Source organism: Phenylobacterium sp. LjRoot97, assembly GCF_964254345.1.
Lineage (GTDB): Bacteria > Pseudomonadota > Alphaproteobacteria > Caulobacterales > Caulobacteraceae > Phenylobacterium.
Genome location: NZ_CAXUTH020000002.1, coordinates 49,193 through 71,849 on the forward strand (window position 1 = coordinate 49,193; position 22,657 = coordinate 71,849).

Here is a 22,657-nt window from a genome sequence, read left to right on the forward strand (position 1 = left end):
GGATCTGCCGCCCATGCTGGCGATCTCCCGTCGTCTTTCGGGAGAAAGCAGCGCGAAGCCTCGCGGTTGCGCCTCGCGTGCGCCTGCCCCTGAAGCCCTCCTCGCCGCCTTGCGTCCAGCCGCTGTCGGTGCGAAGCCTTCCCCACCCAGGCCAGGACCGTAGGACCGCGCCAGACCTAACGCCACCAATGCGTGGAAATCGCCGTGGCGTTCGGGCCTAGGGACCAGGGCGCAGCCTCTATCGATCCCGGCGACCTCCGCCAGGGCGGCCCTCTGCGATGGCGTGAGCGTATCGACAGACAAAGCGGTCCCCGTTTGCACGCCGCGCAGCTCCAAGCGAGCGGTGCTGAAGCAAGTGAGGTTGATGGGGCTCGTAAGGTCAAGCGCCGCCGCGGGCCGCCCCGCGCCTGCTCTCTTCGGTGGGGCGACAGCATCACCTGCCGGGATGTGCACTCGGACCAGGGTGGAGATCTGTCCGCGACATATGAGCGATCGATCTCAAATGATCAGGCGAGAGACGTTGCGCTCGCTATGCTCTGCAACCACTGAGGCCTCGGATTGCGGTAAATGACTCGGCTGGGATTTGTCCGGAAAATAATAATCAATCGCCACGGTGATAAGCCCTCAGCGATCGCCTGGGCGTTGTTGACGGTCGGCTCGGCCCTTTTATTGCGCCTCTTGCTTTCGCCGTGGGTGGAAGGTGTTCCCTTTCTGACCTTCTTTCCTGCCGTTCTCCTCAGCGCGCTAGCGCTGGGCTGGCGATGGGGCGGGCTTGTGCTCTTGGCGTCGGCCCTGGTGGCGAACTACATGTTCCAACCCCCCAACATGGCGCTCGCTTTTGGCGCCGCCGAACTTACCGCAGACGCCGGCTTCCTGCTCTTCGGCGGCCTGGTGGTCTCCGCCGCCGAGGCGCTTCGTCGTTCCGTCATCGAGGTCGATGAGCGGTCAAGGAAAGAGCGAGCGCTGAACATGGAGCTGCAGCATCGCGTCAATAACACGCTCACGGTCGTGCAGGCGCTTGCGCAACAGATGGTTCGGCATGCCGAGACACCGGATGCATTCTATGGCGCGTTCAGCGAGCGGCTGCAGGCCATCGCCGACGCCAATAAGATCCTGTCGCACGGGGACTTCGACGTCGTCCTCATGCCCGATCTCGCCGAGGCGGCATTGCGTCCCTTTCGGGGGCGGGGCGACATCGAACTCGACGGGGAGCCTTGTCGCCTGCCAGCCCGGAGCACGGTTCCTTTGGTCCTCGCGCTTCACGAGCTGGCCACCAACGCGGCGAAGTACGGCGCTCTCTCGACACCTGACGGCCTCGTGCGACTGCAGTGGCGCGTGGTTGGAGAAGACTGCCTGATCACGTGGGTGGAGGAAGGCGGGCCGCCCGTCGCGCCGCCGACGCGGCGTGGCCTGGGTTCGCGACTGCTTCGGCGCCAGCCTGGCCTGACGGCCGTCGCGGTCGAGTACGAGCCAAAAGGCGTGGTCTGCGAGGTCACTGTTGAAGGGGCGGCGCCCTTCTCCCTCGCCTGACCGGCGGCGTGATCATGGTTGCGGAACCATTAAGGTCTTGATGCGCTTTGCCGCCGAGGGATCCGCCGCGCGCGGCATCGGAGGCATGGAAGTGGTCAGTTCTCTGGAGGTTGTCGCCAATTGGGCGACGATGATCTTCGCCTTCGCGTTGGCCGGCACAGCCATACGCCATCGCCACACGTGGCGACTGGGTCGAGAGAAGTAGCCTCGCACAGCCTCGCGCGTCAGCGCGTGCGACCTTGTTTCACCTGCTATTCGCGCTCGCGATCGCCGCCTGACCGCTACGCGGTCGCCGCGGTCGGAGCTAGCCAAGCGACCACCCGATGCGTGAACCGCTCGATTGCGTTCGCTGAGGCGTTCGCGATGGCGGCCGGGGCATGGATGATCGCAAGGCCCAGGCGCCGCCAAGCCGAAACAGGTTTCGGCGTCGAGGCGGCGGGCTCGGCGGCGAACATCTCCGCGTCGGCTGTCTGCGCCGTTTCGATTTCCGCGGCGACCGAGCGGGGCCGGCGCACCCCCTCGATCAGGTCGATCGTCTCGGCGATGTACTTGGCGTGCGTGACGATGCCGATCTCCAGCCGCTCGTCATCAATTCGCACCTGCTGAGTCAGCAGGCCGGCGATGAAGGGCCGCGCCTTCATCCCGCCGGCGCGTTGCAGACTTCGGGTCACGAAGACCGGCCCGCCGGAATTGCCCGGGAAGACCGAGAAATCGAGCAGGAAGGTCGGCGAGGATTTCGGCGACAGAGGGTAAGAGGCGATCCGTCCGGCGCGCAGGATCGGGAAGCCGGCCCCGTTGGCCGAAACGCCGCGGGGGAAGCCCAGGACCATCAGCTCGTCGCCTGGCCGCAGGTTCTGTTCGGCGAAGGCTTCGTCCGCCGCCAGGTAATCGATCGGAATGGCCGCGCGGGCGAACTCCGGCGGGGCCGTAATGCGCAGCGCCGCTACGTCGCGGGTTGGATGGCGCGTCCACATGGCTGCGCCTGAGGCGTCGCGGATGTCGAGGGCGGCGGGGGTGTAGAGCCACGACCCGTCTGGTTTGACCGTGCGAAAGCCGATCCGGGCCTGCGGGGTGCCCATGCCTGCAAACACGTGGTTGGCCGTCACCAGCAGGGTTCCCGGCGAGCCGTCGGCGGTCGGGGAAGAAAGCAGGAAACCCGTGCCGACGATGCGTTCTCCACGCCCGGTCGTCTGCTCGATCTGAACGGTCGCCTGGATAAGGTCGATAGGCGAATCCAACACGATGACGCTAAGCCCTACTCGATGAAACTGCTCTCGCTGCAGTAAAGATGGGTAGGTTTCTTGTGAGTGGGAGTTCAAATCTCGGATGCGTGAACTGGTGCGTTGAAGTGACGCGTCCCGTTTGACGAATACATGCCGAATTCGTGATCGGCGCCGACGGCGTGGACGGGATCAGTCGCTGTGACAGGTTGATAGCCCGCTGTGTCGACCGGGTGGTTGGCGGTCTCAGCCCCCGGGCCCGGCGCGGCGTAGGCGCGCAGCGTGGCTCTGGGCAGCGCTCGGGCTTGACTCGAATGTTCTGGTTCTGTTCACGTCGAAGCATGAGGCCTCCAGACGTCGTTCCGCTGCCCGCTCGACCATCGCCCGACGCCGTGCTGGCCAAGCCGGTGACTGGCGATAATCCGAAAGCCGCGAAATGAGAAACCGACCGCAAGCCGAATACCAGGCGCGCGAGGCGCATCTGAAGGCCGTGGCGCGGGGACCAGGAACACTTTTGAGCCGGCGGGCGCAGCTTGGCGTGTCTCCGGCCGGTGTGCACCGGCTTATGCGCCTGGCCGACGAGGTGAGCGCCTGGTTCATGCCCGCCGCCCTCGCCGACATCAGTCCTCACTATCGCATCGGCCTGGGGCGTCATGACGAAAGGTCGAGCGGCGAGGAAATCGGCCGCATGCCGACCTGCAGCGTGCTCGCGTGGCCGAAGTGACCGGCCATGGGCGCGCGAAACACCGACCGGGTCCACGTCTCCGAGTACCGGAGCAAGGCCAACACGATTTCCGACATGTGGAAGTACAACTGGCGCATCCGATCGGTTTGCGAAACCTGCGGGGTTCAGCGCCAGGAGAACCTCGACGCCATGATCAGGCTTCGAGGACCTGGCCTGGTTCTCTGGGATAAGACCGGCGTCTGCCAGCGCGTGTTGGACATGGGCGTGTGCCAGGGGCGCTTGTTCTTCAAGGCCAAGCCCCCCGGTTCATCGGGGTACGACTTCCTGGGCGCCCCTCCGCGGCTGCGCAGGCCCTCCTACGGCCCGCAATCGAGGGGGGTTGGTTCATACATCGCAGTTGAAGACATCGAGCCGAAGGCGGTCACCGCTGCCCGCGGCGCACCGCCGCCCGAGCCGGCCGAATGACCAGGTATGAGGGCCCTCCCAAACACGATGCGCCATTAGGACCGGCTCAAGATCGCCTGGGAATGCGGGCATGCATCGGAATCCAGCCGCGCCGAAGCTGGCGCCGTCCTCGCTCGTCCTGCCGTTCCAGCGCCTTCACCCCCAAGTCCACATCGACATCGTCACGGAGGGGCGTCTGGTCGACATCGTGGCGGGCGGCTTCGATCTTGGCGTGCGCAGCGAAGATCTCGTTGCCGCCGATATGATCGCCCTGCCGCTGGGTGGTTCCCGGCGCAATGTGGTGGTCGGCGCGCCGAGCTATCTGGGGGCGCGGGACACCGAAGATCCCGCAGGACCTCACCGCACATACCTGTCTCCGCGTCCGCCTTCCCAATGGCGCCATCTATCGATGGCCCTTCGAGAAGAATGGGCGATCGATCCATGTCGACGTGGAAGGCGGTCTTACTCTCGACGAGGCGAGCCTCGCCCGCACCGCGGCGCTGGTGTCCGCGGGTCTCACTCTGGCGATGGAGTCCTACGTGCCAGACGACATCGATGCGGGCCGCCTTGTCCGTGTGTTGGAGGATTGGACGCCTACGCTGCTGCCCTTGAGCCTCTATTATCCTAGCCGGCGCAACCCGACTGCTGCGTTCAAGGCATTCATCGACTTCGCGCGTCGCCATGGCGGACGCGCGGTTGGCGACGTCGATGAGTTCGATGCCGCAGGCCGACCTTTCCTCACAGGATAACCGGCCAGGGTCCCTGACACACCGACCCAGTACCGCATCCGACCCCTAGCTGACCTTCGCGCTAGACTTTCGGCGATAGTCAAAGCCGCGGCTCATACTGGTGCTTACGGCCAAAAACCTGAGCGGCGCGCGTAGAAATCGAGAGCGAACAAATTATTCGCTGAATTGTCTCGCGTCGGACGAAAAGAGATGCAATAAAGGCTGATCGAATATCGTTTTCGGTTCGGTTGCTCTCCACGCTTGCCCTTCGGATCGAGCCCGAGCCCACCTCGACCCTCTCCGAATTTTTGATCCCACGCCCCATTTTGGGCGCGCGGAAACATGCAAAAAATGGTGATTACTATGACTACTGGTACCGTGAAGTGGTTCAATCCCGCCAAGGGCTTCGGCTTCATCCAACCCGACAACGGCGGCCCGGACGTGTTCGTGCACATCAGCGCTGTCGAACGCGCGGGCATGGCCTCGCTCAATGAAGGTCAGAAGCTCGGCTATGAGCTCGAGCGTGACCAGCGCAGCGGCAAGACGTCGGCTGGCCAGCTTCAGTCGGCCTAAATCGGCGTCCGTCGGCTTGTCGACAGGACTGGATGGGCGGCGGGCGTAAGCCGGCCGCCTTTTTCATGTCCGCGCTGAAGCCAGGGCCCCGCGCGAAGCGAAACCCTGCCCGTCAGCCGCGTAGGTAAGGACCCTCGGAGGACCAACCTGCGACCTGGATCGAGACGGGCCCTCCGGCGGATTAGACCGTCGGCCAACACTGAACCGGATGCGCCCTCCGCGTCCTCAGGAAAGGTCCTCATGGATAAGGAACTCGAGCTCACGCGGCTCATCGCGGACCTTCAGGCGCGGGCAGTGGTACACCACCATCTCTTGATGCAGCTCGTCTGCCGGGAGGCTGATCGCACGGCCAACCCTCGCGCGTACATGTCCGCGCTCACCGACGACATGACGAAGATCATCGACGACAGTCTGCCCCTCGACGACGTTCGAGCGGCCGCGATGAGCATGCGTCAGTATCTCGACGAATTTCTCGTCGACGCGGGCGCAGCGACCTTTGTTTCACCCCCTAAGTGAGGCTTAGGTGAAACCGGGACATTTCTCCTGGCCGGGTATTCGGCCGGCGCTGGTTTCCGGGTGAAGCGGAAATCTGCGGATCATCGCGCGGCTCGGAGAGCCTCGATCGCGACCTCTTTAGACCCCGCGCCACGATCTGCAGCGCCCCTTCCGGCCGGGGCCGTTGAAGCGCCTTGGCCTCTTCCCACGGCGCCCGCATCCAGACGTCGACTCATCTGGACGCAGGCGTTCGGGGTCCAGATGCCGGCGAAGAAGGCGAGCGGTCGGTCCTCACGCGGCCAAGCGCTTTTCGGTTTCCGCCAGTCCATGAATGGGACGGCCGCGAGAGCCTGGCCGTCAAGCGCGGGCCGGAGAGCCGCCCCCTAAGCAACTTATGTAATTTCAAAGCCCCGTGGCCGCGTGCACCATTGAAGAATGGGTACGAGTTCACCGCTTACCGGCCACAGAATACTGTTGGTCGAAGACGACTATTTCGCAGCGCTCGAAATCGGCGCGACGCTCCGGCGGGCCGGCGCGGAAATTGTGGGGCCCTGCGCAGATACCCCGTCCGCGCTGGCTTGCCTGGACGACACTGCACCCACCTGCGCGGTTCTTGACCTCGACCTGGGCTACGGCCGCCTCGAGTTCGAGGTTGCGTTGGAGCTTCGGAGGCTCCAGGTGCCCTTCCTCTTCCACACGGCGCACCCGGCAGGCCAATTTCCGGCCGACCTGAGGAACACGGTCCTGCTGCCGAAGCCGGTTCCTGATCATCGGCTTATCGCAGCCGTCGAAAACCTGGAAAGGCGTGGGTAGGCCAGCTCGAGGCCGTCGCTAGTTGCTACGCAGTCTGGCGGCCGCTTCATCCAGCGCGGCGCGGTCGTTCCCATGCTTCTGGATCAGGTCCTTGGCCTGTTCGGTCGTGATCCCGTGCTTGTTCGCGAAATACTGCAGCTCGTAGGGTTCCTCGCCAGACACCCGGCTACTGTCGGGTTCGCCGCGGCGGGTCTTGTCGTCAGACATCGCATTCAGCCTTCGAATGTCCCCGCTCCGGCGGTGGGGACGGCTAATGGAGCGGGGCGCGGTCAGGGATTCCCGGGAGGCAGCTCCCAGCTCGGTTCAAACTCGCCGGCCCTCGGGGCGTTCCCGGGGAATGGCCCTCCCAGCCCGAACCGCGGGAACTTGGAGCCTTGCTCAGGAGTCGAGTCGATGAGGTGGCCGGTTGATGACCAAACCTGCGGATTTTGAGTATGTCGGGCGGCTCGGCGGCGAGCCCGTCGACGAATCCGAACACTTCTACCGGTGCAAGGCCTGCGGTCAGGCGGTCGACAAGCGAGACCTCGCCCAGGTCTTCTACCATGAAGCACCGGGTCATCGGACCATCGAGGGTCTCGCGCCGACGCCCCACGCCGTCGGTCGGCTGCACTGACGGAACAGCCTGAGCTCCAGCGCGCTTCCATCCTGCTGGGACACCATCCGGGAGAGCGCCGATGCGACCCGACGAGCCGAAATCCTTCGACCCGCACGAGGCCATCGACCTCACCAATCCGGCCAAGGTCCGGGAAATGACCGATAAGCTCGACTGTTCTGAAGAAGACCTGGCCGACGCCGTCGGTCAGGTGGGGCCCCAACCGGTGGCGGTGGCGATCTTCCTCGGCCGTCTGGACGCACTCGACGTCAGGGCCTGACAGCAGCCAGACCGGCTGTGTTCAACGCCGCGCATCTTCTAGCTATCGCAAATCCACTACGGCCAGCATTTCGGCTCGCACTACCTGGCCGCCGGGTCGAGCGTGGGCGGCTCAAGACCAGTAGCCAGAACGCGAGCATCCCGGGACGGGACAAGGCGGTTTCCGAGGCCGCTGCTGCGCGTTCTGGTCCGCCGGCGGTGTTGTCCGGGGCCCCGTTGATCAGGCGGCCGCCCGGAGGACAAATCGCGCCGGCGAGGTCTTAAGTGGTCCGCTCCGCGCCTGGGGTCAACCAACGTCCCACCGATGTGATCCCACCCCGCAAAAGGGGCTGCGGGGGTTGAGCCCGGCCTCGCATTCGCCGCTTGAATGCGGCCTCTGCCATCGTCGGTATAACATTTGCTAACTTGCTGAATAAAAGCAATAAAACGCGCTCTCCCGGAGGAACCGTCAGCGCTGTTCGCGCATATCAGTGGACGTCCGGCTCCATGTCAGCAGCCGCGGATCAGCCGCAACTGGTCGGACCGGCCGGGCGCGGATCCGTCGCTCAGTCGTAGCCGGAATTACCGCCCGCGGTCCCCGCGGCGACAAGCAGGCGTTACCCGCCTCTATTGGAGACATGCGACATGCGTATGGAATTCAATGTCAGCCCGTCCGGCGATCATTGGGAAGTGCGTCGAGGCGTGACCGCGCCCCTGCCCTTCACGTCCTTCGAAGCGGCCGTGCGCGCAGCGCGCAACCTGGCCGAGGGGGCGACCGAGGCGGGGGAGGTCGGAGTTTTGAAAATCGAAGGCAATCCTGTCTGGATTTTCAGGCCAGCGAAGCCCGCGCCCGGCCGGCATGGCCGCTTTGATCCCGACGAGGATGAGGTGCTCCGCGGCCAGAGCGCCGTCCTGCGCGGCTATTGAGCGCCGGTCGCTGGCAGGGAGCAGGGTCATGGTTGAACGATGGGCGGTGATCGTACACGGAGGTTGCAAGCCCGTGGCGCCAGAGGATGTCGCCGCCAACCGGCAAGGCCTGGAACGCGCCATCAGGGCGGCGAGCGCCCTCCTGGCCGCGGGCGGCGGGGCGGTGGAAGCCGCCGCAGCCGCCGTCCGGTCCCTGGAAGACAATCCTGTGTTCAACGCAGGCAACGGATCGGCGCCCAACGCAGACGGCGTCGCGGAGATGGACGCCTCGATCATGGAAGGCGATCAACTGAACGTGGGCGCCGTCGGCGCCCTGCAGGAGATCGCAAATCCGGTCCTCGTCGCCAAAGCCATGCTCGGGGACCAAACAGTGCTACGCGTGGGGCAAGGCGCGTTGCGTTTCGCCCTTGAGCGCGGCTTTACGAGGACGAGCGTGGCGGTCCGCCGCCGGGGCGGCTCCGCGCACGACACCGTCGGATGCCTCGCGCTCGACGGCAGAGGAACCCTGGCCGCGGCCACTTCCACTGGGGGCCTGGAGGGCGCTGCGGCCGGACGCATCGGCGACTCATGTCTTCCAGGGTGCGGATTCTACGCCGATAGTCGGGCTGGCGCGGTGTCGGCCACCGGCGACGGCGAACGCATTGCGCGTATGACTCTGGCGGCGCGGGTCGTCCGGGACCTTGAAGCCGCCGTTCACCCACAGCGTGCGGTCGAACTGGCGTTGTCCGATTTGCAGCATATTGGCGGAGACGCCGGTCTGATCGCCTTGGACCGGGAGGGGCGGATCGGCTGGAGCTTCAACGCAACCCAATTCGTCGTGGGCTGGGCCGACAGCGCGCGGCCCGCGCCGCAGGTCGAGGTGGCCGGCCTTGAGACGGCTTCGTCGAGCAGTGAGCCGCTGCAATTTGAGATAAACAATTGATATAGTTTATAAAAACTATCCCCCTGTGGGAACCGGACCTTTGGTGCTGGGTTGGTTGGACGTCCTGGAGGGCGCCATGCGAAACCGGAAAGCTCTTCGCGTTTCGTCCACCCGCGGAGAGTCGGCGTTCTTCGGTTTGAGAGCCGCATGGCCAGGTCGGCCGCCGGAGCCTTAGATCCTAGCGCCCGGCGGCCGACCGCATCCTGCTCAGGGACTGCTGGGCTGATCAGCAGTCATATGCTCGGCGCACTCGAGCGGCCGCCCCACCCGGTGGAAACGTTGGTCATCTCGTTGCGGGAGCCGCCAACTGCGTGCGCCTGGTAGACCCAATCGCGATTGGGTCTTGGATGAAGCTTGCTGGCGAACGGCGCTGCGCTTCAACCCTCGTTCGGCCGCGCCTCCCCGCCCGTTGGCCGGCCCCCGCGCTCGTCCGACATTTCAGGAGCCAAGGCGCACGACCGAGCCGGTTGCGTCGGCTTAAGGTCTGGCGCGCGAAGGACGCGCCAGACCGAAGACGGCCAAGTTCACGGCGCGGTGAAGACCTACTTGGCCGGATCAGGGACGGAAGGCAGGGCCGGCGCAGAAATGTCCACGTCGATCTTCTTGGTTCCCCCGAACATGCCGCCCCCGCCGGTGAAGACCAATACAGCAATGATCGCGACCACGACCACCAAACCCCCGACAATGAAGGCGAGGCCGTTGCCGCCGCCGGATGAACTGTCAGCCATGAGTGCTCTCCTGGGTTTTCAGTTCTCGAAAAGCGCTCGATCGGCAGGATGGTTGCCGAACGATATCGATCTATGCTGGCGTGATATCCGAGGTTGCCTGCGAGCGATCGGGGCGCTTCGTTACCGGATCTGAGCGCTGGACTCGACGTCGAGGCCAGCTTCTTGCGGTGGCTCAATTCCATAGCCGCCCGCCGACGGGCGCCGGACGTGACGGCGGATCTTGAGCGCCAACCGCTGCAGCACCGCCTCGGACATCGCTGGCTTGGAGAAGTAGGCGTCCGGCTCCGCCAGGTTGGGAAACAGCTCATGATCATAGCCGGAGACGACGACATAAGGGATGCAGCGGGCCCGAAGCATCGCCACTAGATCGCTGGCCGGGCCATCGCGGAGTCCGATGTCGATGACCGCGGCGTCCGGGTTTTCTTCCGCAAGGAGATCGAGCGCTTCGGCGGCGCTGCCGACGGGACCCAAGATCCGCGCCTGCGCGTCCCGCAGGGCGTCGGCCAGATCGCTGGAAAGAAGGAAGTCGTCCTCGGCGATGAGGATCGTAAGGTTCTCAAATATCAATTTTCAGCCGCCTGGCTGGCCCACAACGAACCGAGGTTCGAAGATCTTCGCTGAGGGGGTCGGCGCATCGCCGGGTTGGCATGCCATGAGCAAGCTAACGCTTGGTCGTGCACAAGGCTCCCCCTTCGGTGTCACAACGGGTCCTCCATCCGCCGATAGGCGGCGGCATTTGCCGGGCCGCCCGCGCGGCCTGGCGCCCGTCGATGCAACCGAGCTCGACCGCACAGCGTTGCAAATTCCGCCCTACCGGCGCCTGGCGACCGGGGGGGGAAATCCTGAGGCGACGAGGACCCTGTGACGATCGACGACGATGCGGTGCGGATCTCGACCGGGAACGCCGGCCTGGATGACATCCTCCACGGCGGCTTGGATCGGGATCGGCTCTACCTCTACGAGGGCCGGCCAGGGACGGGCAAGACGACGATTGCGCTGGAGTTCCTGCGCGCGGGGGCGGCCCTGGGCGAGAAGGTGCTCTACATCACCCTCTCGGAGACCAAGCGAGAACTGGAACTGGTGGCCGAGCGGCACGGCTGGTCGCTTGAGGGCGTCGACATCTTCGAACTGGTGCCTCCGGAATCGACCCTCGATCCGGACCGCGAGCTGACCGTGCTCAATCCGGCCGAGCTCGAGCTCAGCGAGACCACCACCCTGATCATGAACCAGGTGACAGGCCTCAGTCCCTCCCGGGTGGTGATCGACAGCCTGTCGGAGCTTCGGCTCCTGGCGCAAAGCCCGCTGCGATATCGCCGTCAGGTGCTGGCGCTGAAGCACTTCTTCGCCAGCCGTCAATGCACAGTCATCATGCTGGACGACCTGTCGTCCCAGCAGAACGACCTGCAACTGCATTCAATCTCCCATGGCGTGGTTTTGCTCGAGCAGGTGGCGGTCGATTACGGCGCCGAGCGGCGACGGCTGCGGGTGGTGAAGATGCGCGGCATCCAGTTTCGCGGCGGCTACCACGATTTCACCATCCGCAAGGGCGGGTTGCAGATCTATCCACGACTGGTGGCTGCGGAGCACCAGGCGAGCTTCGGCGGCGAATATACGCCCAGCGGCAACGCTGAACTCGACAGGCTCCTGGGCGGCGGGCTGGAGCGCGGGACCAATGCCCTGCTGCTCGGCGCCGCCGGCGTCGGCAAGTCGTCGCTGGCGATCTCCTACGCCATCGCCGCAGCCGAGCGCGGGGAACATGCGGTCTTCTTCGCCTTCGACGAAGGACGCGGCACCCTGGAGGCGCGAGCCAGGTCGCTTGGCCTGGAGCTTGAGAAACATCTGGCCAGCGGTCTTATCCGGTTTCAGCAGATCGATCCGGCGGAGCTCTCGCCGGGCGAATTCGCCGCCAACGTCCGCCATTCGGTGGAGGTCGATCGGGCCCGGGTGGTCATTGTCGACAGTTTGAACGGCTATCTCAACGCGATGCCCGACGAGCGCTTCCTCGTGCTGCAGATGCACGAGCTGCTCACCTATCTGGGTCAGCAGGGCGTGCTCACGCTGCTGGTCCTGGCCCAGCACGGCCTGGTCGGACCGCTGGAGACGCCCCTCGACATCAGCTACCTCAGCGATGCGGTGCTTATGCTTCGCTATTTCGAGGTCGCCGGTACGGTTCGGCGCGCGCTGTCGGTCGTGAAGAAGCGCAGCGGCGATCACGAACACACCATCCGCGAGTTCAGCCTGAGTTCCAGGGGCATAAGGCTGGGTCCGCCCCTCACCCAGTTCAGCGGCGTGTTTTCCGGCACCCCCCAATACGCCGGCGACAGCACGCCCCTGCTTTCAACGGACGTCGATGGCCGATCCTGAGTCTCAGTACCGCCGCGTCGTCGTCCTGGCGCCCATAGGTCGGGACGGCTCGGCCATCGCCGATGTTCTGCGCCGCGTAGATATCGACGCCGAGCTCTGCCGGGACCTGCCCTGCCTGGTCGACGAGGTCACACGCGGGACCGAAGCGGTTCTCGTCGCCGAGGAAGCTCTCTTCGGCAAGGATCTCGATGCGCTCGCGGACTGGGTGGCGAACCAGCCGGCCTGGTCTGACCTGCCTTTCGTGATCCTGACCAGTCGCCACGACCAAGCCGCGGTGAGCCAATGGCGCCGGCGCCTGGTGGAGACCCTTCGCAACGTCTCGCTGCTGGAGCGTCCGGTCCAATCAATCACCCTGAGCAGCGCCGTTCAGGCCGCGCTCCGCGCGCGCCAGCGCCAGTATGAGGTCAGGGAGCTGATCGCGGCGCGCGAGCGGGCCGCGGCCGATCTCGAGCAGCTGGTGGTGGCGCGAACCCAGGAGCTGGAAGCGGCCAACCGGGAACTGACCCGGCAAATGGACGAGCGCCTCAAGGTCGAGGAGACCCTCCGCCAGGCGCAGAAGATCGAGGCCATCGGGCAGCTCACCGGCGGCGTCGCTCACGACTTCAACAACCTGCTGATGGTCATTTCCGGCGGGCTGGACATGCTCGGCCGAACCAGCGACAGCCGGCGGCGCGAACGTCTGATGGCCGGCATGCGCCAGGCCGCCCAGCGCGGGTCAGGTCTCACCCGCCAGCTGCTCGCCTTCTCGCGCCGACAGCCGCTGTCGCCCGAGCCGGTCGACCTGGCCCGCCAGATCGGCGGGATGAGCGAACTGCTGGACCGCAGCCTGCGGGGCGACGTCCAGGTCAGGCTCGACTTCGCCAAGGGGCTCTGGCCGGTCGAGGTCGATCCCGGCGAACTTGAACTGGTGGTGCTCAACCTGGCGGTCAACGCCCGCGACGCGATGCCCACGGGCGGAACGATCACGGTGAGGGCCAGGAACCTGCCGGCCGGCGGGGATAACGGTGTCGACTGCGTGGAGGTAGCGGTGATCGACGCCGGGGTCGGCATCCCCGAGGACGTCCTGGAACGGGTTTTCGATCCCTTCTTCACCACCAAGGATATCGGCAAGGGATCGGGACTTGGTCTGGCGCAGGTGCACGGCTTCGCCGTCCAGTCCGGCGGTTCAGTGCGGATCGAATCCCAGCCCGGGGAAGGCACTTCGGTTATCCTGCTGTTGCCAAGATCCGCACGGCAGCCCGCCGCCGTCCCGCGCCACCTGGTGCAACTCAGCGACGACGAGCCCGTCGAGGCCCACAAGGGTTCGGTGCTGCTGGTCGAGGACGACGATGAGGTCGCGGCCCTCGTGTCCGAAATGCTCGCCCAGCTCGGTTACGCGGTGACCCGCGCGGCGAGCGCGCAGGCGGCGCTTGGCGCCATGGCCGATAGCCGCTCGGTCGATATCGTCTTCTCGGACATCATGATGCCGGGCGGGATGAACGGGGTGGAGCTTGCCCGCGAGGTGCGTCGGCGTCGGCCAGGCCTGCCGGTCCTGCTGACCAGCGGCTATGCGGAGGCCGCGCAGCGCGAGGCCGAAGCCGCGGGGGTCGCTATTCTTCCCAAGCCCTATCAGGTCGACGATCTGGCGATGGCGCTCCACGGCGCGCTCTGCATGGAAAACGGGCGCACCGGAAACGGCCCCGGACAGGGCCGCGCCGATCGGACCTGACCACGCCGCGGGCCGGCGATCAGGAGGCGGCGGATCGTCCCATAGGTTCTTGCACATGCGACGCCGCGGCCCGCAGGGCGGCGTCCATGGCTTCGACCAGCAGCCGGATCTCGATCGGCTTGGGCGCGACGGCGTCGAAACCGTCCGCCTCATACTCGGCGACTTGCCGGTGCATGACGTTGGCGGTCAGGGCGACGATCGGCGTCGGCGCGCGCCCGGCCTGAGCCTCCAGCGATCTGATCGTCCGAACGGCCTCGCGCCCATCCATCACCGGCATCTGAATGTCCATCAGCACGAGGTCCCAGGCGCCGCCGCGCCATGCCTCGACCGCCTCGGCGCCGTTGACCACGAAGTGCGCGTGGACGCCCAGCTGTTCGAGCAGGGTCGCGACGACCAGGCGGTTGGTCTCGTTGTCCTCGGCGGCCAGCACACGCAGACCTTCCAGCGCAGGGAGGTCCCGCTGCTCGCTCTCCCTAGCATCCGCGCGCTCCAGCGGGAGACGCAACTCGAACAGGGTCCCCTTCCCCGGTTCGCTTTCCACGCTCAGGTCGCCGCCCATCAGGCGGGCCAGTTCGTAGGAGATGGCGAGGCCAAGTCCGGTGCCTCCGAACCGCCGCGTGGCCGAGGCGTCGACCTGCATGAAACGCTCGAACAGGCGCGCCTGGTCGGCTTTTGAAATGCCATTGCCGGTGTCGCGCACGCGGATCCGCAACCGACCTGCTTCGTCCAGATCGATCTGCGCCGAGATCTCACCGCGCTCGGTGAACTTCACGGCGTTGGAGAGCAGGTTGTAGAGAATCTGCCGAACCCGGACAGAGTCGGCGCGCCAGATCCCTTCCGCCTCGGCGGCCGCCTGCACCGAGAGCTGAAGCCCCTTCTCGGCTGCGAGCGGGCCGAAGGCTTCGTCGGCCGCCGTCGCCAGTTCGCCGATGTCCAGGCGGCCGTCCTCCAGTTCGAACCGGGCCGCCTCGATCTTCGCCAGGTCCAGCAGATCGTTCAGCAGCGTCAGCAGCAGGCCTCCCGACTTCCGGATCACGTCCAGTCGTCGGCGCTGGACCTCAGACAACGCGTCTCCTTCCATCGCCTGGGCCATGCCGAGGACGCCGTTGAGGGGCGTGCGGATCTCGTGGCTCATGGTCGCCAGGAATGTGCTCTTGGCCGCGCTCGCACGCTCGGCCCGCTCAAGGGCCTGGGCCGAAGCAACCACCATCTCGTCGCGCCGGCGGACCGCGCGCAGGACGTGGAGCAGATAGAGCCCGGAGCCGGCGGTCAGGGCGGCCATGAGGAAGATGCTGGCTTCTGGCTCGACGAGTACGGTCGTCAGCGGCAGGGCGCCGAGCATGACCGCGTAGGGCGAGGCCCCGGCCCATAGCAGCCGCCCGCTGGTATGGGGATGGGTGCCGAAGTTCAGCAGCCCGCCCATCAGCACCACCATGGCGATGAGCCGCCCCTCCGGTCCGCACGCGAACCAGAGATAAGGCCCGATGGCCACGAACGCGGCGCTGTTGAGGAACTGCACCGCCAGGTACCGGACTTCCCAGGCCCTGCCGGGTGCGAACGCCGGATCACGGCCCGCAAGCACGCCGGCGGCCAGGTTGGCGGCTTGGGCCGCCGCCACCGCCGCAAGCCAGGCGAGAGGCGCCCAGGATCTCGAACCGTTCGCTGCGGCGACGGCGATCAACAAGGAAAAGCCGAAGCGAAGGCCAAATTCCGAGCGCCGGGCCTGCACGGCGAGATGGTAGGACGTCGGGTAAGCACTCATGACGCAGAGAAGCCTGCGAGACTCACCTTAACGAATTGGGTTAAAGGAGCCGCGTTGCTTGCTCCCGATCAGCCTTTTGAAGTGATGATCTGAGGCTGACTTAACATATGTTATTCTAACGCGGTTCGGATTTGCGGCTGCGACGCATCTTCTTTGTCCAACGCCCCCTGAGCGTACCGTCTGGCCAGGAAGACCCCGGCGATGATCTGCACCTGATTGTAGATGATGATCGGCAGGATGATCAGTCCGAACTCAGGCGAGCCGGCGAACAGCACCTGAGCCAGAGGCAGGCCCGAGGCCAGGCTCTTCTTTGAGCCGCAGAACACCGCAGCGATCTCGTCGTCCCGCGAGAGCCTGAGGCTTCGGGCCGCCACAACCGCGACCAAGAACACCGCGCACAGCAGCGCCAGGCAGGCGACGAGCGCCAGGATCGCGAGCCGCCAGGAGAGCGTCGTCCACAAGCCGGCAGACTGGGAGAACGCCACATAGATCACCAGCACGATCACCGCCTGGTCGTAGCTCGCGAGGGCCCGCGGGCGGCGCTCCACCCAGGAGCCGGCCAACAGCCGTGACCCTTGGCCCAGGGCGAAGGGCGCCAGCAGCTGGAAGACGACGCCCTTGAAGGCCGCCAGCAGATCGAAGCCGGCGGCCGGCGAGACTCGCAGCAAAAGGCTCAGCAGGATCGGGGTCATCAGCAGGCCCAGAATGTTCGAGGCCGCTGCCGCGCAGACGGCGGCCGGAACATTGCCGCGCGCCAGGGCGGTGTAGGCGATGGAGGAGGAGACGGCGGAGGGCAGAACCGCCAGAAAGAGGAAGCCCGTGGACAGGCCGTGAGGCAGGTTCGAAATCCATGCCGCCGGCGCCACCAGAAGCGGAAAGACCACAAAGGTCAGGCTGAAGATCAAGGCGTGGAGGCGCCATGCCCTCAGACCCTGGAAGGCATGGCGTGGCGCGATCGCGGCCCCATGCAGGAAGAACAGCAGACCGACCGCCAGCGTGCAGGTCAGGTCCAGCGCCTGCTCGAGGCCTCCGGCGGCCGGCCACACCGCGCCGGCGGCGATCGCCGCGAACATCCCTGCCATGAAGGGGTCTAACCGTCGGGCCATGTGCATCTCCAATCGGCCGCGAGGCTAGAGCGTCGATGCATTGGTCTGGTAATTGGCCTGGATGAACTCGGCGGGCGGAAAATCTGCAAGCATTCTGGCGCAGCTGCGGCGGCGGGTGCAGCGGCTTGGACCTGGATCGCGGCTGCCGGCCGAGCGCCGACTGGCCGAGGAGCTGGCCTGCAGTCGCGAGACCCTGCGGACGGCGCTTGCGACCCTGGAGGTGGAAGGCCTGGTCTGGCGTCACGTCGGCCAGGGGACTTTCACTGGACCGCGGCCGCAAAGCGAGCCGATCGGCGCTGCCGTGCTGTTCGCCCAATCCTCCCCCGCCGACCTGATGGCCGCGCGGCTGGTCATCGAGCCGGCCGTCGCCGCGGCCGCGGCAAAAGCTGCGAGCGCAAGCGATATCGCGCGGCTTCGCGAGCTGGCGCTGGCCACCCGGGCGGCGAGCGACTGGCGCGCGTACGAGGCGGGCGACGAGGCCTTCCACAGGGGACTGGCGACCGCGACCGGCAACAAGCTGCTGGTCGCGGTGCTGGCCATGGTGTCATCGGTGCGCGGCCGCGGCCGCTGGCAACGCCGGCATGACGCGGCCTTTCTGGAGGCCCATGGACCCGAGTACAGCCGCGTGCAGGGCGGCTTCCACCTGGCGATCGTAGAGGCGGTGGCCGCGAGAGATTCCGAGACGGCAGAGACCCTGATGCGCGAGCATCTCACCCAGATCGCAGCGCTGATGTCCCCTTCCGCCTGACGAGGCGTAGGCGTTGCACCCCTAGGCCGCCGAGCCGGTGGAAATCGCCGGGAGCTGGCGCGTTAGACCGTCCATGACCGTGCCCCCAGCTCATCGCGACCCTCGACGCGCATTCTACACCATCGGTCATTCCACCCGCGATCTCGATGCCTTCGCGGCGCTGCTCAGCCAGGCTGGGGTCGATCTTCTGGTCGACGTGCGCAAGATGCCGCGCTCGTGGAAGAACCCGCAGTTCAATTCGGATCATCTGGCGGTCGAGCTCGCATCCCGCGGTCTGGGATACGTCCATATACCCGCCTTGGGCGGGCTGCGCGCGCGCCAGCAACACCTCGGGGACTCGCCCAACGACGGCTGGCGCAACGCCAGCTTCCGCAACTATGCGGACTATGCGCTGACGCCCCCCTTCCAAGAGGCCATCGCCCTACTGATCGAACTTGGGCGCACGCAGACCTGCGCAGTGATGTGTGCTGAACTGCTCTGGTGGCGCTGCCACCGCCGTATCATCGCCGACTATCTGATCTGCCGCGGAGAGGTGGTGTTCCACATCATCGATCGCGACACGACGGTCCGGGCGGCGCTGAACCCCCAGGCGCGCGGCGCTGGTGAAGGCTTGGTCTACAGGGCTTGAACGCGAGGCGAGCCGCGTGGAAGACCCGCTCCCGAAAGGAGCGGGTCTGCACCGGCGTCAGGTGTTGTGAGGGGCCGCCGGCGGCATGGACAACGGGGCTCAGCGCTCCAGGTTCCGCCGAACTCAGACGCTCTCCTCGGTAAGCTTGCGCAGCAACTTCAGCGCTCGCGCGCGCTTGGCCGCCGGCATCGCCTCGATCAACGACATGCCGGCCTTCGCCTCCGCCGACAGCGGGGCGGCCGGGTCAGACAAGGTGTCGATCATACTGAGGCCTTGAAGCAGTTCGAGCGGACTGACCTGTAGATGGTCCGAGATGCGAATGAGCATGGAGACGCTCACTCGGTTCTTGCCGCCTTCGTACTTCTGGATCTGTTGAAAGGTGACGCCGCACGCATGGCCCAGCGCCGTTTGAGTGACGCCTCTGCGTAGGCGGAGCGCGCGCAGCCGGCGTCCGACGACGATGTCGCGTTCATCGAGTCTGTCGATAGCTTTCTTCAGTTCGCCCTCCCCCCGAGGCCGACTGCGCCCTATTGCGAAGGTTTCGCCGCGGGCATGGGTTTGATCGACAAGGCCCGCCCCGCTCCCGAAGGGCGGGCCCCGACAACCTGGCGGCCGGCGGCGCAGGCTCCCCCGAGCATGCGCCGTGTGGCCGCTATTGCGACGTCAGACGAACACAGGCTTACAGAGACGGCATCAACATATGTTGCTCTCGGCTGGCGCCGTTCCTCACCAGATCCGCCGGGCCCGTCATCCACGCGGGCTTGGACAGACGAGCGGCTCAATCCTGCTCGCCATAGGCCCGCAGTTTGCGGTACCGCTGGCGCGCCCGCCCCCACAAGGAGTTCGCCATGCAGTTGACCGACGAAATTCACCTTGTCCGCCGTCCCAACGGATTGCCCGTCGCCGACGACTTCGCGTTGGTGCAGGCGCCTGTGGGAGAAGCGGCTGAAGGCCAGGTGCTTGTCGAGGCGCTCTGGATGTCGGTGGACCCCTACATGCGCCCCCGGCTGGACGCCGATCAGCCGCTCGGCAAGCCGCTGCTGGGCGGCGGCCTCGGCCGGGTGGTGCAGTCGCGAAACCCCAAGTTTCCCGAAGGGACCCTCGTTCGACATGGAGCCGGCTTCCGCAGGCGCTTTGTGTCGGACGGCAAGGGTCTTGCGGCGCTGACGCCCGATCCGGACCTGCCGCTGAGCGCCTATCTGCATGTGCTCGGTGGAACCGGCCTGACCGCCTATGGCGGCCTGCTGGAGGTGGGAGCGCTGAAGGACGGCGAGCAGGTGTTCGTCTCGACGGCGGCAGGCGCCGTCGGCTCGGTCGCCGCGCAGATCGCCAAGATCAAAGGCTGTTATGTGGTCGGCTCGACGGGCTCGGCGGAGAAGGCCGCCTGGCTGCGCGATGAACTCGGGCTCGATGCGGTCATCAACTATAAGGCCGAGCCGATCGGCGCCCGACTGGCCGAGGTGACGCCGAACGGCATCGACGTCTATTTCGAGAACGTCGGCGGGGCGCACCTCGACGCCGCCCTGCCCCGCATGAACGTCCGGGGACGGATCCCGGTGTGCGGGATGATCTCGATGTACAACGGCGGCGGCGAAGGCGTGCACAACCTCTTCTCGCTGATCTACGGCCGTATTCGCATGGAAGGGTTCGTGGCCAGCGACTTCGCGCATCTGAACGCCCAGTTCCTGCAGGACATGACCGGCTGGGTGAAGTCCGGCCAGGTCAAGTACGAGGAGACGGTTCTGCAAGGCTTCGAGCGTGCGCCCGAAGGTCTGATCGGCCTGTTCCGGGGCGAAAACCTCGGCAAGATGCTGATCGGAATCGCCGACTAGGCGCGCCGCGGGCGCGTCCGCCGCGGCCTGGAGCTGGCTTGCCCTGCCCGGCGCCTGCCATCTATGCGGCCCTTCTCTGTTTTTCACGAGGCCGCGGTAGTCCGCGCGCGACACAGGTCGTTGCGTGCGGAGGCTCCGGCTCAGTTTAGCGCCCTCCCGAGCGCTCTTGCGACCTTCGCCAGCTCGACGGGTTTCTCGCAGCGGATGAGATGGGCGAACCGTGTCGGCAGCGCCTGAGCGTCATATCCCGTCGCCAGGACAAGCGGGATCCCACGGTCGATCAGCGCCTCCACCACGGGATAGGCCATCTCTCCTCCCAGGTTGAGGTCGACGATTGCGCCGTCGACGTGAGGCTCGGCCGCCAGCAGTCCGAGTGCGGCCTCGACCCGCGCGACCGGGCCCAGCACGACCGCCCCCGCGTCCTCCATCGCGCGTTGGAGTTCGCTGGCCAGCATGTACTCGTCTTCCACCACCAGAACCCGACAATCCCGCAGGCCCAGCTCAGCCATATCGGGTCTCCCTTGTTCGCCGAGACGTGCGTCGACGCCCAAACGCGCGAGCGCGGGCATTTGATGCAGCAGATGCGCCTGCGATCTTTGACCGGAAATACCGCGCGGAGCTGCGATCCTGCTCAAATGTGAAGGCGGCGGCAGGGTCTGCGGTTTAATAGGCGCGGATCGCTCGCCGCGACCTCTTGCCGCAGGCTCGGTCACCCCTAAATGGTCGGGCGGTTGAACTTGAGGACGGGATGAAGACCGTTTACGTCATTCCAGCCGCCGAGGGCTGGATCGTTCGTTCCGATGCGATTGGGAACGAACTCTACTTCAAAACCGGCGCCGCCGCCGAACGGGCGGGGCGTAGGCTGGCCGAAGGCCTGGCCCGCGCCGGTCATGCGGCGAAGCTGTCGATCGTCCTGCGCGACGGCTCGCCCGCCGCCAACTTCCTATGTCCGCCGCTTGAAGTTCCTGCCCCTCCGCCTTCGCTGGGCGGCGTGGAAGATCGCGCCGCTCAGCCCGCATGACCGCGGGAGACTCCACATCCGCTCGATGTTCTGCTTTTGTACTCGCGGAGGCGAGTCATGGGCGACATCTTCATCGGCGGCGTACCCTTCGGGGCGATCTCACATCGCGACGGGCGTTTCGTGCGCCTGCCGGGACTGTTCGCCTTTGCGCGCCTCGAGCCTGGCGGGGTCTACCGTGTGCTGCATCTTGAGATGTCCGCCGCGATAAATCGCGATGCTGATCCCAGCCATCCCCGGTGGGTCTGGGCGCTGGAGGAAGGGATGAACGCGCTGCTGGTGCACCGGTTCGGCCAGCCGGCCCCCCTGCCGAAGGACGCGCCGCTCGACTGGGAGACCGTCGCCTGGCATCCGCAGGCGCAGGTCGTGTTCCTCGGAGAGGCGCAGGACGACGAGCTCCCGGTCATCGTCGAGCGTTCGCGGCAGGCAGCGTCGCTACTGCGCGGCGCCCACCGTGTCGGCCATCACCGCGCCGCGGGCGCCCAGGGGCTTGGGAAGACCGACGGTCGTGTCCTCGGCGGTCTGGTGCTCGATTTCGGAGTTCAGTTCCGCGCCGAGCAGGATCACCTGGGCCGAGAGCCAGGTCCAGGTCATGAAGCCTATCGCGGCGCCGAGCGGTCCGTACGAGCGGTCGAAATTGCCGAAACGGGCGACATAGAAGGTGAAGGCCGCCGACATCGCCAGCCACGCCAGGGCCGCGATCCCGCTGCCCCAGGTGATCCAGCGCCACCGCGCCTGCCTGCGACTGGGTCCGAAACGGTAAAGCAGCCCGATCGCCGAAGCGAGGGCGGCGAACAGGCAGATCGCCAGGACGATCCTGAAGGCCACCGCGGCTTGCGGCCCCAACCAATCGTCCACCACGCCGCCGAAGGCGGCCAGAGCGATGGCGATGATCGCCAGCAGCAGTCCGCCCACCGTGAACGCCAGGGGGATCAGGATCTTGCCGACCAGACCGCGCCGCTCGCGCTCTTCATAGGCGATGTTCACTCCGGTGATCATCGCCTTCATCGCCCCGTTGGCGCTCCATAGCGCCACGGCCAGACCGATGACGAAGGCCAGGGAAAGGCCTTCGGCGCGCGCCGCGGTCGCCCTCGCGAGCTGATCGCCGATCAGGCTGATCGCGCCCGCCGGCAGGACGGCCGACAGACTATCGAGATGGTCTCGGACATCGGCCGGATCCGCGAACAGCCCATAGAGGGCGACGAAGGCGGCGATCGCCGGAAACAGCGCCAGCAGGCTGTAGAAGGTGACCCCGGCCGACACCAACGGGATCTGATCCTCACCGAACTCCCGGTAGGTCCGCAGCAGGATGTCCTTCCAGCCCCGGGCAGGTATCTGCGTCGGCTCGGAGGCATGGCGGCCTCTGTGGGTCTGGGCGGCCTGTTCGAGATTGGCCGGCTCTGCGTCGGCCTGCAGCTTTTCGGTTGGCACGTGGCGCCCGGCGCCCCGTTCGCGCTCCCGAAAGCCGCGCACCGTTTCGGCCGCCGCGACGCCGGCGACCACGCCAAGCAGGACCTTTAGCGAACCACGCATCTGATACTCACGATCGGCCTGGGAAATGCCCCCCTGGGACCAG

At 66.3% G+C, this 22,657-nt stretch carries 27 protein-coding genes and 2 pseudogenes; 18 read left to right on the forward strand and 11 right to left on the reverse strand.

Features of this window, described 5'->3' with window-relative positions:
- Positions 1–567 precede the first annotated feature (567 nt).
- Entirely contained in the window at positions 568–1,530 is a 963-nt protein-coding gene (locus ACSQ2H_RS22370; protein WP_436063651.1) for a sensor histidine kinase, read from the forward strand.
- Positions 1,531–1,542: 12 nt separating this feature from the next.
- Here ACSQ2H_RS22370 and ACSQ2H_RS22375 read toward each other — a convergent pair whose 3' ends face one another.
- Positions 1,543–1,695 carry a hypothetical protein gene (locus ACSQ2H_RS22375; RefSeq protein WP_436063652.1) on the reverse strand — a complete coding sequence of 51 codons (153 nt, stop codon included), beginning with the start codon at positions 1,693–1,695 and terminating at the stop codon, positions 1,543–1,545.
- 116 nt (positions 1,696–1,811) lie between these two features.
- Positions 1,812–2,849 (reverse strand): S1 family peptidase, encoded by a 1,038-nt coding sequence (locus tag ACSQ2H_RS22380; RefSeq protein ID WP_436063653.1) that lies wholly within the window; start codon positions 2,847–2,849, stop codon positions 1,812–1,814.
- A gap of 337 nt (positions 2,850–3,186) precedes the next feature.
- Between ACSQ2H_RS22380 and ACSQ2H_RS22385 the strand changes: the two genes are divergently transcribed.
- The 7 genes and pseudogenes from ACSQ2H_RS22385 to ACSQ2H_RS22415 all read left to right on the forward strand — a co-directional run bounded on the left by ACSQ2H_RS22385 (position 3,187) and on the right by ACSQ2H_RS22415 (position 6,488).
- Positions 3,187–3,474, forward strand: coding sequence for a hypothetical protein (locus tag ACSQ2H_RS22385; protein WP_436063654.1), 288 nt, complete (start codon positions 3,187–3,189; stop codon positions 3,472–3,474).
- Positions 3,475–3,480: 6 nt separating this feature from the next.
- Positions 3,481–3,900, forward strand: a complete 420-nt coding sequence (locus ACSQ2H_RS22390) for a hypothetical protein (RefSeq protein ID WP_436063655.1) — start codon at positions 3,481–3,483, stop codon at positions 3,898–3,900.
- A 70-nt stretch (positions 3,901–3,970) separates the two neighbouring features.
- Positions 3,971–4,138 (forward strand): annotated as a pseudogene (locus tag ACSQ2H_RS22395) (LysR family transcriptional regulator); the annotation flags it as partial.
- Between the two features lie 37 nt (positions 4,139–4,175).
- Complete coding sequence (locus tag ACSQ2H_RS22400; RefSeq protein WP_436063656.1) at positions 4,176–4,628, forward strand: LysR substrate-binding domain-containing protein; 453 nt, start codon at positions 4,176–4,178, stop codon at positions 4,626–4,628.
- A gap of 342 nt (positions 4,629–4,970) precedes the next feature.
- The gene (locus ACSQ2H_RS22405) at positions 4,971–5,180 is read left to right on the forward strand and encodes a cold-shock protein (protein WP_436063657.1); all 210 of its coding nucleotides are present in this window, start codon (positions 4,971–4,973) and stop codon (positions 5,178–5,180) included.
- 240 nt (positions 5,181–5,420) lie between these two features.
- Positions 5,421–5,696: a hypothetical protein gene (locus tag ACSQ2H_RS22410; protein ID WP_436063658.1), complete on the forward strand. Its 276-nt coding sequence runs from the start codon at positions 5,421–5,423 to the stop codon at positions 5,694–5,696.
- Positions 5,697–6,149: 453 nt separating this feature from the next.
- The gene (locus ACSQ2H_RS22415) at positions 6,150–6,488 is read left to right on the forward strand and encodes a hypothetical protein (RefSeq protein WP_436063659.1); all 339 of its coding nucleotides are present in this window, start codon (positions 6,150–6,152) and stop codon (positions 6,486–6,488) included.
- A gap of 18 nt (positions 6,489–6,506) precedes the next feature.
- On the opposite strand, the gene ACSQ2H_RS22420 is transcribed toward ACSQ2H_RS22415, so the two are convergent.
- Entirely contained in the window at positions 6,507–6,695 is a 189-nt protein-coding gene (locus ACSQ2H_RS22420) for a DUF3606 domain-containing protein (protein ID WP_436063660.1), read from the reverse strand.
- A gap of 202 nt (positions 6,696–6,897) precedes the next feature.
- Here ACSQ2H_RS22420 and ACSQ2H_RS22425 point away from each other — a divergent pair, with 202 nt between their 5' ends.
- From ACSQ2H_RS22425 to ACSQ2H_RS22440, 4 genes are all read left to right on the forward strand, one after another.
- Positions 6,898–7,101 carry a hypothetical protein gene (locus tag ACSQ2H_RS22425; RefSeq protein WP_436063661.1) on the forward strand — a complete coding sequence of 68 codons (204 nt, stop codon included), beginning with the start codon at positions 6,898–6,900 and terminating at the stop codon, positions 7,099–7,101.
- 61 nt (positions 7,102–7,162) lie between these two features.
- Entirely contained in the window at positions 7,163–7,360 is a 198-nt protein-coding gene (locus tag ACSQ2H_RS22430) for a DUF3606 domain-containing protein (RefSeq protein WP_436063662.1), read from the forward strand.
- 629 nt (positions 7,361–7,989) lie between these two features.
- Entirely contained in the window at positions 7,990–8,265 is a 276-nt protein-coding gene (locus ACSQ2H_RS22435) for a hypothetical protein (protein ID WP_436063663.1), read from the forward strand.
- Positions 8,266–8,293: 28 nt separating this feature from the next.
- Positions 8,294–9,187, forward strand: a complete 894-nt coding sequence (locus tag ACSQ2H_RS22440) for an isoaspartyl peptidase/L-asparaginase (protein WP_436063664.1) — start codon at positions 8,294–8,296, stop codon at positions 9,185–9,187.
- A gap of 542 nt (positions 9,188–9,729) precedes the next feature.
- On the opposite strand, the gene ACSQ2H_RS22445 is transcribed toward ACSQ2H_RS22440, so the two are convergent.
- Together ACSQ2H_RS22445 and ACSQ2H_RS22450 are read right to left on the reverse strand one after the other, a co-directional pair.
- A complete protein-coding gene (locus ACSQ2H_RS22445; RefSeq protein ID WP_436063665.1) occupies positions 9,730–9,915 on the reverse strand; it encodes a hypothetical protein in 186 nt (61 codons plus the stop codon).
- Positions 9,916–10,035: 120 nt separating this feature from the next.
- Positions 10,036–10,482: a response regulator gene (locus ACSQ2H_RS22450; RefSeq protein ID WP_436063666.1), complete on the reverse strand. Its 447-nt coding sequence runs from the start codon at positions 10,480–10,482 to the stop codon at positions 10,036–10,038.
- A 294-nt stretch (positions 10,483–10,776) separates the two neighbouring features.
- Here ACSQ2H_RS22450 and ACSQ2H_RS22455 point away from each other — a divergent pair, with 294 nt between their 5' ends.
- Both ACSQ2H_RS22455 and ACSQ2H_RS22460 read left to right on the forward strand, forming a co-directional pair.
- Complete coding sequence (locus ACSQ2H_RS22455; RefSeq protein ID WP_436063667.1) at positions 10,777–12,279, forward strand: ATPase domain-containing protein; 1,503 nt, start codon at positions 10,777–10,779, stop codon at positions 12,277–12,279.
- Positions 12,266–13,987, forward strand: coding sequence for an ATP-binding protein (locus ACSQ2H_RS22460; RefSeq protein ID WP_436063668.1), 1,722 nt, complete (start codon positions 12,266–12,268; stop codon positions 13,985–13,987). Before ACSQ2H_RS22455 ends, ACSQ2H_RS22460 begins: the two co-directional genes overlap by 14 nt.
- A 19-nt stretch (positions 13,988–14,006) precedes the next feature.
- On the opposite strand, the gene ACSQ2H_RS22465 is transcribed toward ACSQ2H_RS22460, so the two are convergent.
- Complete coding sequence (locus tag ACSQ2H_RS22465) at positions 14,007–15,749, reverse strand: ATP-binding protein (RefSeq protein ID WP_436063669.1); 1,743 nt, start codon at positions 15,747–15,749, stop codon at positions 14,007–14,009.
- A gap of 110 nt (positions 15,750–15,859) precedes the next feature.
- Positions 15,860–16,861 (reverse strand): bile acid:sodium symporter family protein, encoded by a 1,002-nt coding sequence (locus ACSQ2H_RS22470; protein WP_436063670.1) that lies wholly within the window; start codon positions 16,859–16,861, stop codon positions 15,860–15,862.
- 55 nt (positions 16,862–16,916) lie between these two features.
- Between ACSQ2H_RS22470 and ACSQ2H_RS22475 the strand changes: the two genes are divergently transcribed.
- Together ACSQ2H_RS22475 and ACSQ2H_RS22480 are read left to right on the forward strand one after the other, a co-directional pair.
- On the forward strand, positions 16,917–17,603 hold the full coding sequence (locus ACSQ2H_RS22475; protein WP_436063837.1) for a FadR/GntR family transcriptional regulator: 687 nt from the start codon (positions 16,917–16,919) through the stop codon (positions 17,601–17,603).
- 73 nt (positions 17,604–17,676) lie between these two features.
- Positions 17,677–18,231, forward strand: coding sequence for a DUF488 domain-containing protein (locus ACSQ2H_RS22480; protein WP_436063671.1), 555 nt, complete (start codon positions 17,677–17,679; stop codon positions 18,229–18,231).
- Positions 18,232–18,354: 123 nt separating this feature from the next.
- On the opposite strand, the gene ACSQ2H_RS22485 is transcribed toward ACSQ2H_RS22480, so the two are convergent.
- Positions 18,355–18,558 (reverse strand): hypothetical protein, encoded by a 204-nt coding sequence (locus tag ACSQ2H_RS22485; protein ID WP_436063672.1) that lies wholly within the window; start codon positions 18,556–18,558, stop codon positions 18,355–18,357.
- A 9-nt stretch (positions 18,559–18,567) separates the two neighbouring features.
- Positions 18,568–18,855: pseudogene (locus tag ACSQ2H_RS22490) on the reverse strand (helix-turn-helix domain-containing protein); the annotation flags it as partial.
- 224 nt (positions 18,856–19,079) lie between these two features.
- On the opposite strand from ACSQ2H_RS22490, the gene ACSQ2H_RS22495 reads away from it, so the two are divergent.
- Positions 19,080–20,063 (forward strand): NADP-dependent oxidoreductase, encoded by a 984-nt coding sequence (locus tag ACSQ2H_RS22495; RefSeq protein ID WP_436063673.1) that lies wholly within the window; start codon positions 19,080–19,082, stop codon positions 20,061–20,063.
- Between the two features lie 140 nt (positions 20,064–20,203).
- On the opposite strand, the gene ACSQ2H_RS22500 is transcribed toward ACSQ2H_RS22495, so the two are convergent.
- Positions 20,204–20,572, reverse strand: coding sequence for a hypothetical protein (locus ACSQ2H_RS22500; RefSeq protein ID WP_436063674.1), 369 nt, complete (start codon positions 20,570–20,572; stop codon positions 20,204–20,206).
- A gap of 239 nt (positions 20,573–20,811) precedes the next feature.
- On the opposite strand from ACSQ2H_RS22500, the gene ACSQ2H_RS22505 reads away from it, so the two are divergent.
- Positions 20,812–21,084, forward strand: a complete 273-nt coding sequence (locus tag ACSQ2H_RS22505) for a hypothetical protein (RefSeq protein ID WP_436063675.1) — start codon at positions 20,812–20,814, stop codon at positions 21,082–21,084.
- Between the two features lie 432 nt (positions 21,085–21,516).
- On the opposite strand, the gene ACSQ2H_RS22510 is transcribed toward ACSQ2H_RS22505, so the two are convergent.
- Entirely contained in the window at positions 21,517–22,614 is a 1,098-nt protein-coding gene (locus ACSQ2H_RS22510; RefSeq protein ID WP_436063676.1) for a YihY/virulence factor BrkB family protein, read from the reverse strand.
- Positions 22,615–22,657 lie beyond the last annotated feature (43 nt).

Bases quoted from the DNA above. Each gene is read 5' to 3' on its own strand.
- ACSQ2H_RS22400 (WP_436063656.1), top strand. From the start codon at position 4,176: ATGTGGTGGTCGGCGCGCCGAGCTATCTGGGGGCGCGGGACACCGAAG.
- ACSQ2H_RS22500 (WP_436063674.1), bottom strand. From the start codon at position 20,572: ATGGCTGAGCTGGGCCTGCGGGATTGTCGGGTTCTGGTGGTGGAAGAC.
- ACSQ2H_RS22375 (WP_436063652.1), bottom strand. From the start codon at position 1,695: ATGGCTGTGCCGGCCAACGCGAAGGCGAAGATCATCGTCGCCCAATTG.
- ACSQ2H_RS22510 (WP_436063676.1), bottom strand. From the start codon at position 22,614: ATGCGTGGTTCGCTAAAGGTCCTGCTTGGCGTGGTCGCCGGCGTCGCG.
- ACSQ2H_RS22430 (WP_436063662.1), top strand. From the start codon at position 7,163: ATGCGACCCGACGAGCCGAAATCCTTCGACCCGCACGAGGCCATCGAC.
- ACSQ2H_RS22505 (WP_436063675.1), top strand. From the start codon at position 20,812: ATGAAGACCGTTTACGTCATTCCAGCCGCCGAGGGCTGGATCGTTCGT.
- ACSQ2H_RS22420 (WP_436063660.1), bottom strand. From the start codon at position 6,695: ATGTCTGACGACAAGACCCGCCGCGGCGAACCCGACAGTAGCCGGGTG.
- ACSQ2H_RS22410 (WP_436063658.1), top strand. From the start codon at position 5,421: ATGGATAAGGAACTCGAGCTCACGCGGCTCATCGCGGACCTTCAGGCG.
- ACSQ2H_RS22465 (WP_436063669.1), bottom strand. From the start codon at position 15,749: ATGAGTGCTTACCCGACGTCCTACCATCTCGCCGTGCAGGCCCGGCGC.
- ACSQ2H_RS22440 (WP_436063664.1), top strand. From the start codon at position 8,294: ATGGTTGAACGATGGGCGGTGATCGTACACGGAGGTTGCAAGCCCGTG.
- ACSQ2H_RS22475 (WP_436063837.1), top strand. From the start codon at position 16,917: ATGAACTCGGCGGGCGGAAAATCTGCAAGCATTCTGGCGCAGCTGCGG.
- ACSQ2H_RS22435 (WP_436063663.1), top strand. From the start codon at position 7,990: ATGGAATTCAATGTCAGCCCGTCCGGCGATCATTGGGAAGTGCGTCGA.
- ACSQ2H_RS22495 (WP_436063673.1), top strand. From the start codon at position 19,080: ATGCAGTTGACCGACGAAATTCACCTTGTCCGCCGTCCCAACGGATTG.
- ACSQ2H_RS22370 (WP_436063651.1), top strand. From the start codon at position 568: ATGACTCGGCTGGGATTTGTCCGGAAAATAATAATCAATCGCCACGGT.
- ACSQ2H_RS22405 (WP_436063657.1), top strand. From the start codon at position 4,971: ATGACTACTGGTACCGTGAAGTGGTTCAATCCCGCCAAGGGCTTCGGC.
- ACSQ2H_RS22385 (WP_436063654.1), top strand. From the start codon at position 3,187: ATGAGAAACCGACCGCAAGCCGAATACCAGGCGCGCGAGGCGCATCTG.
- ACSQ2H_RS22425 (WP_436063661.1), top strand. From the start codon at position 6,898: ATGACCAAACCTGCGGATTTTGAGTATGTCGGGCGGCTCGGCGGCGAG.
- ACSQ2H_RS22390 (WP_436063655.1), top strand. From the start codon at position 3,481: ATGGGCGCGCGAAACACCGACCGGGTCCACGTCTCCGAGTACCGGAGC.
- ACSQ2H_RS22480 (WP_436063671.1), top strand. From the start codon at position 17,677: ATGACCGTGCCCCCAGCTCATCGCGACCCTCGACGCGCATTCTACACC.
- ACSQ2H_RS22445 (WP_436063665.1), bottom strand. From the start codon at position 9,915: ATGGCTGACAGTTCATCCGGCGGCGGCAACGGCCTCGCCTTCATTGTC.
- ACSQ2H_RS22485 (WP_436063672.1), bottom strand. From the start codon at position 18,558: ATGCTCATTCGCATCTCGGACCATCTACAGGTCAGTCCGCTCGAACTG.
- ACSQ2H_RS22470 (WP_436063670.1), bottom strand. From the start codon at position 16,861: ATGCACATGGCCCGACGGTTAGACCCCTTCATGGCAGGGATGTTCGCG.
- ACSQ2H_RS22460 (WP_436063668.1), top strand. From the start codon at position 12,266: ATGGCCGATCCTGAGTCTCAGTACCGCCGCGTCGTCGTCCTGGCGCCC.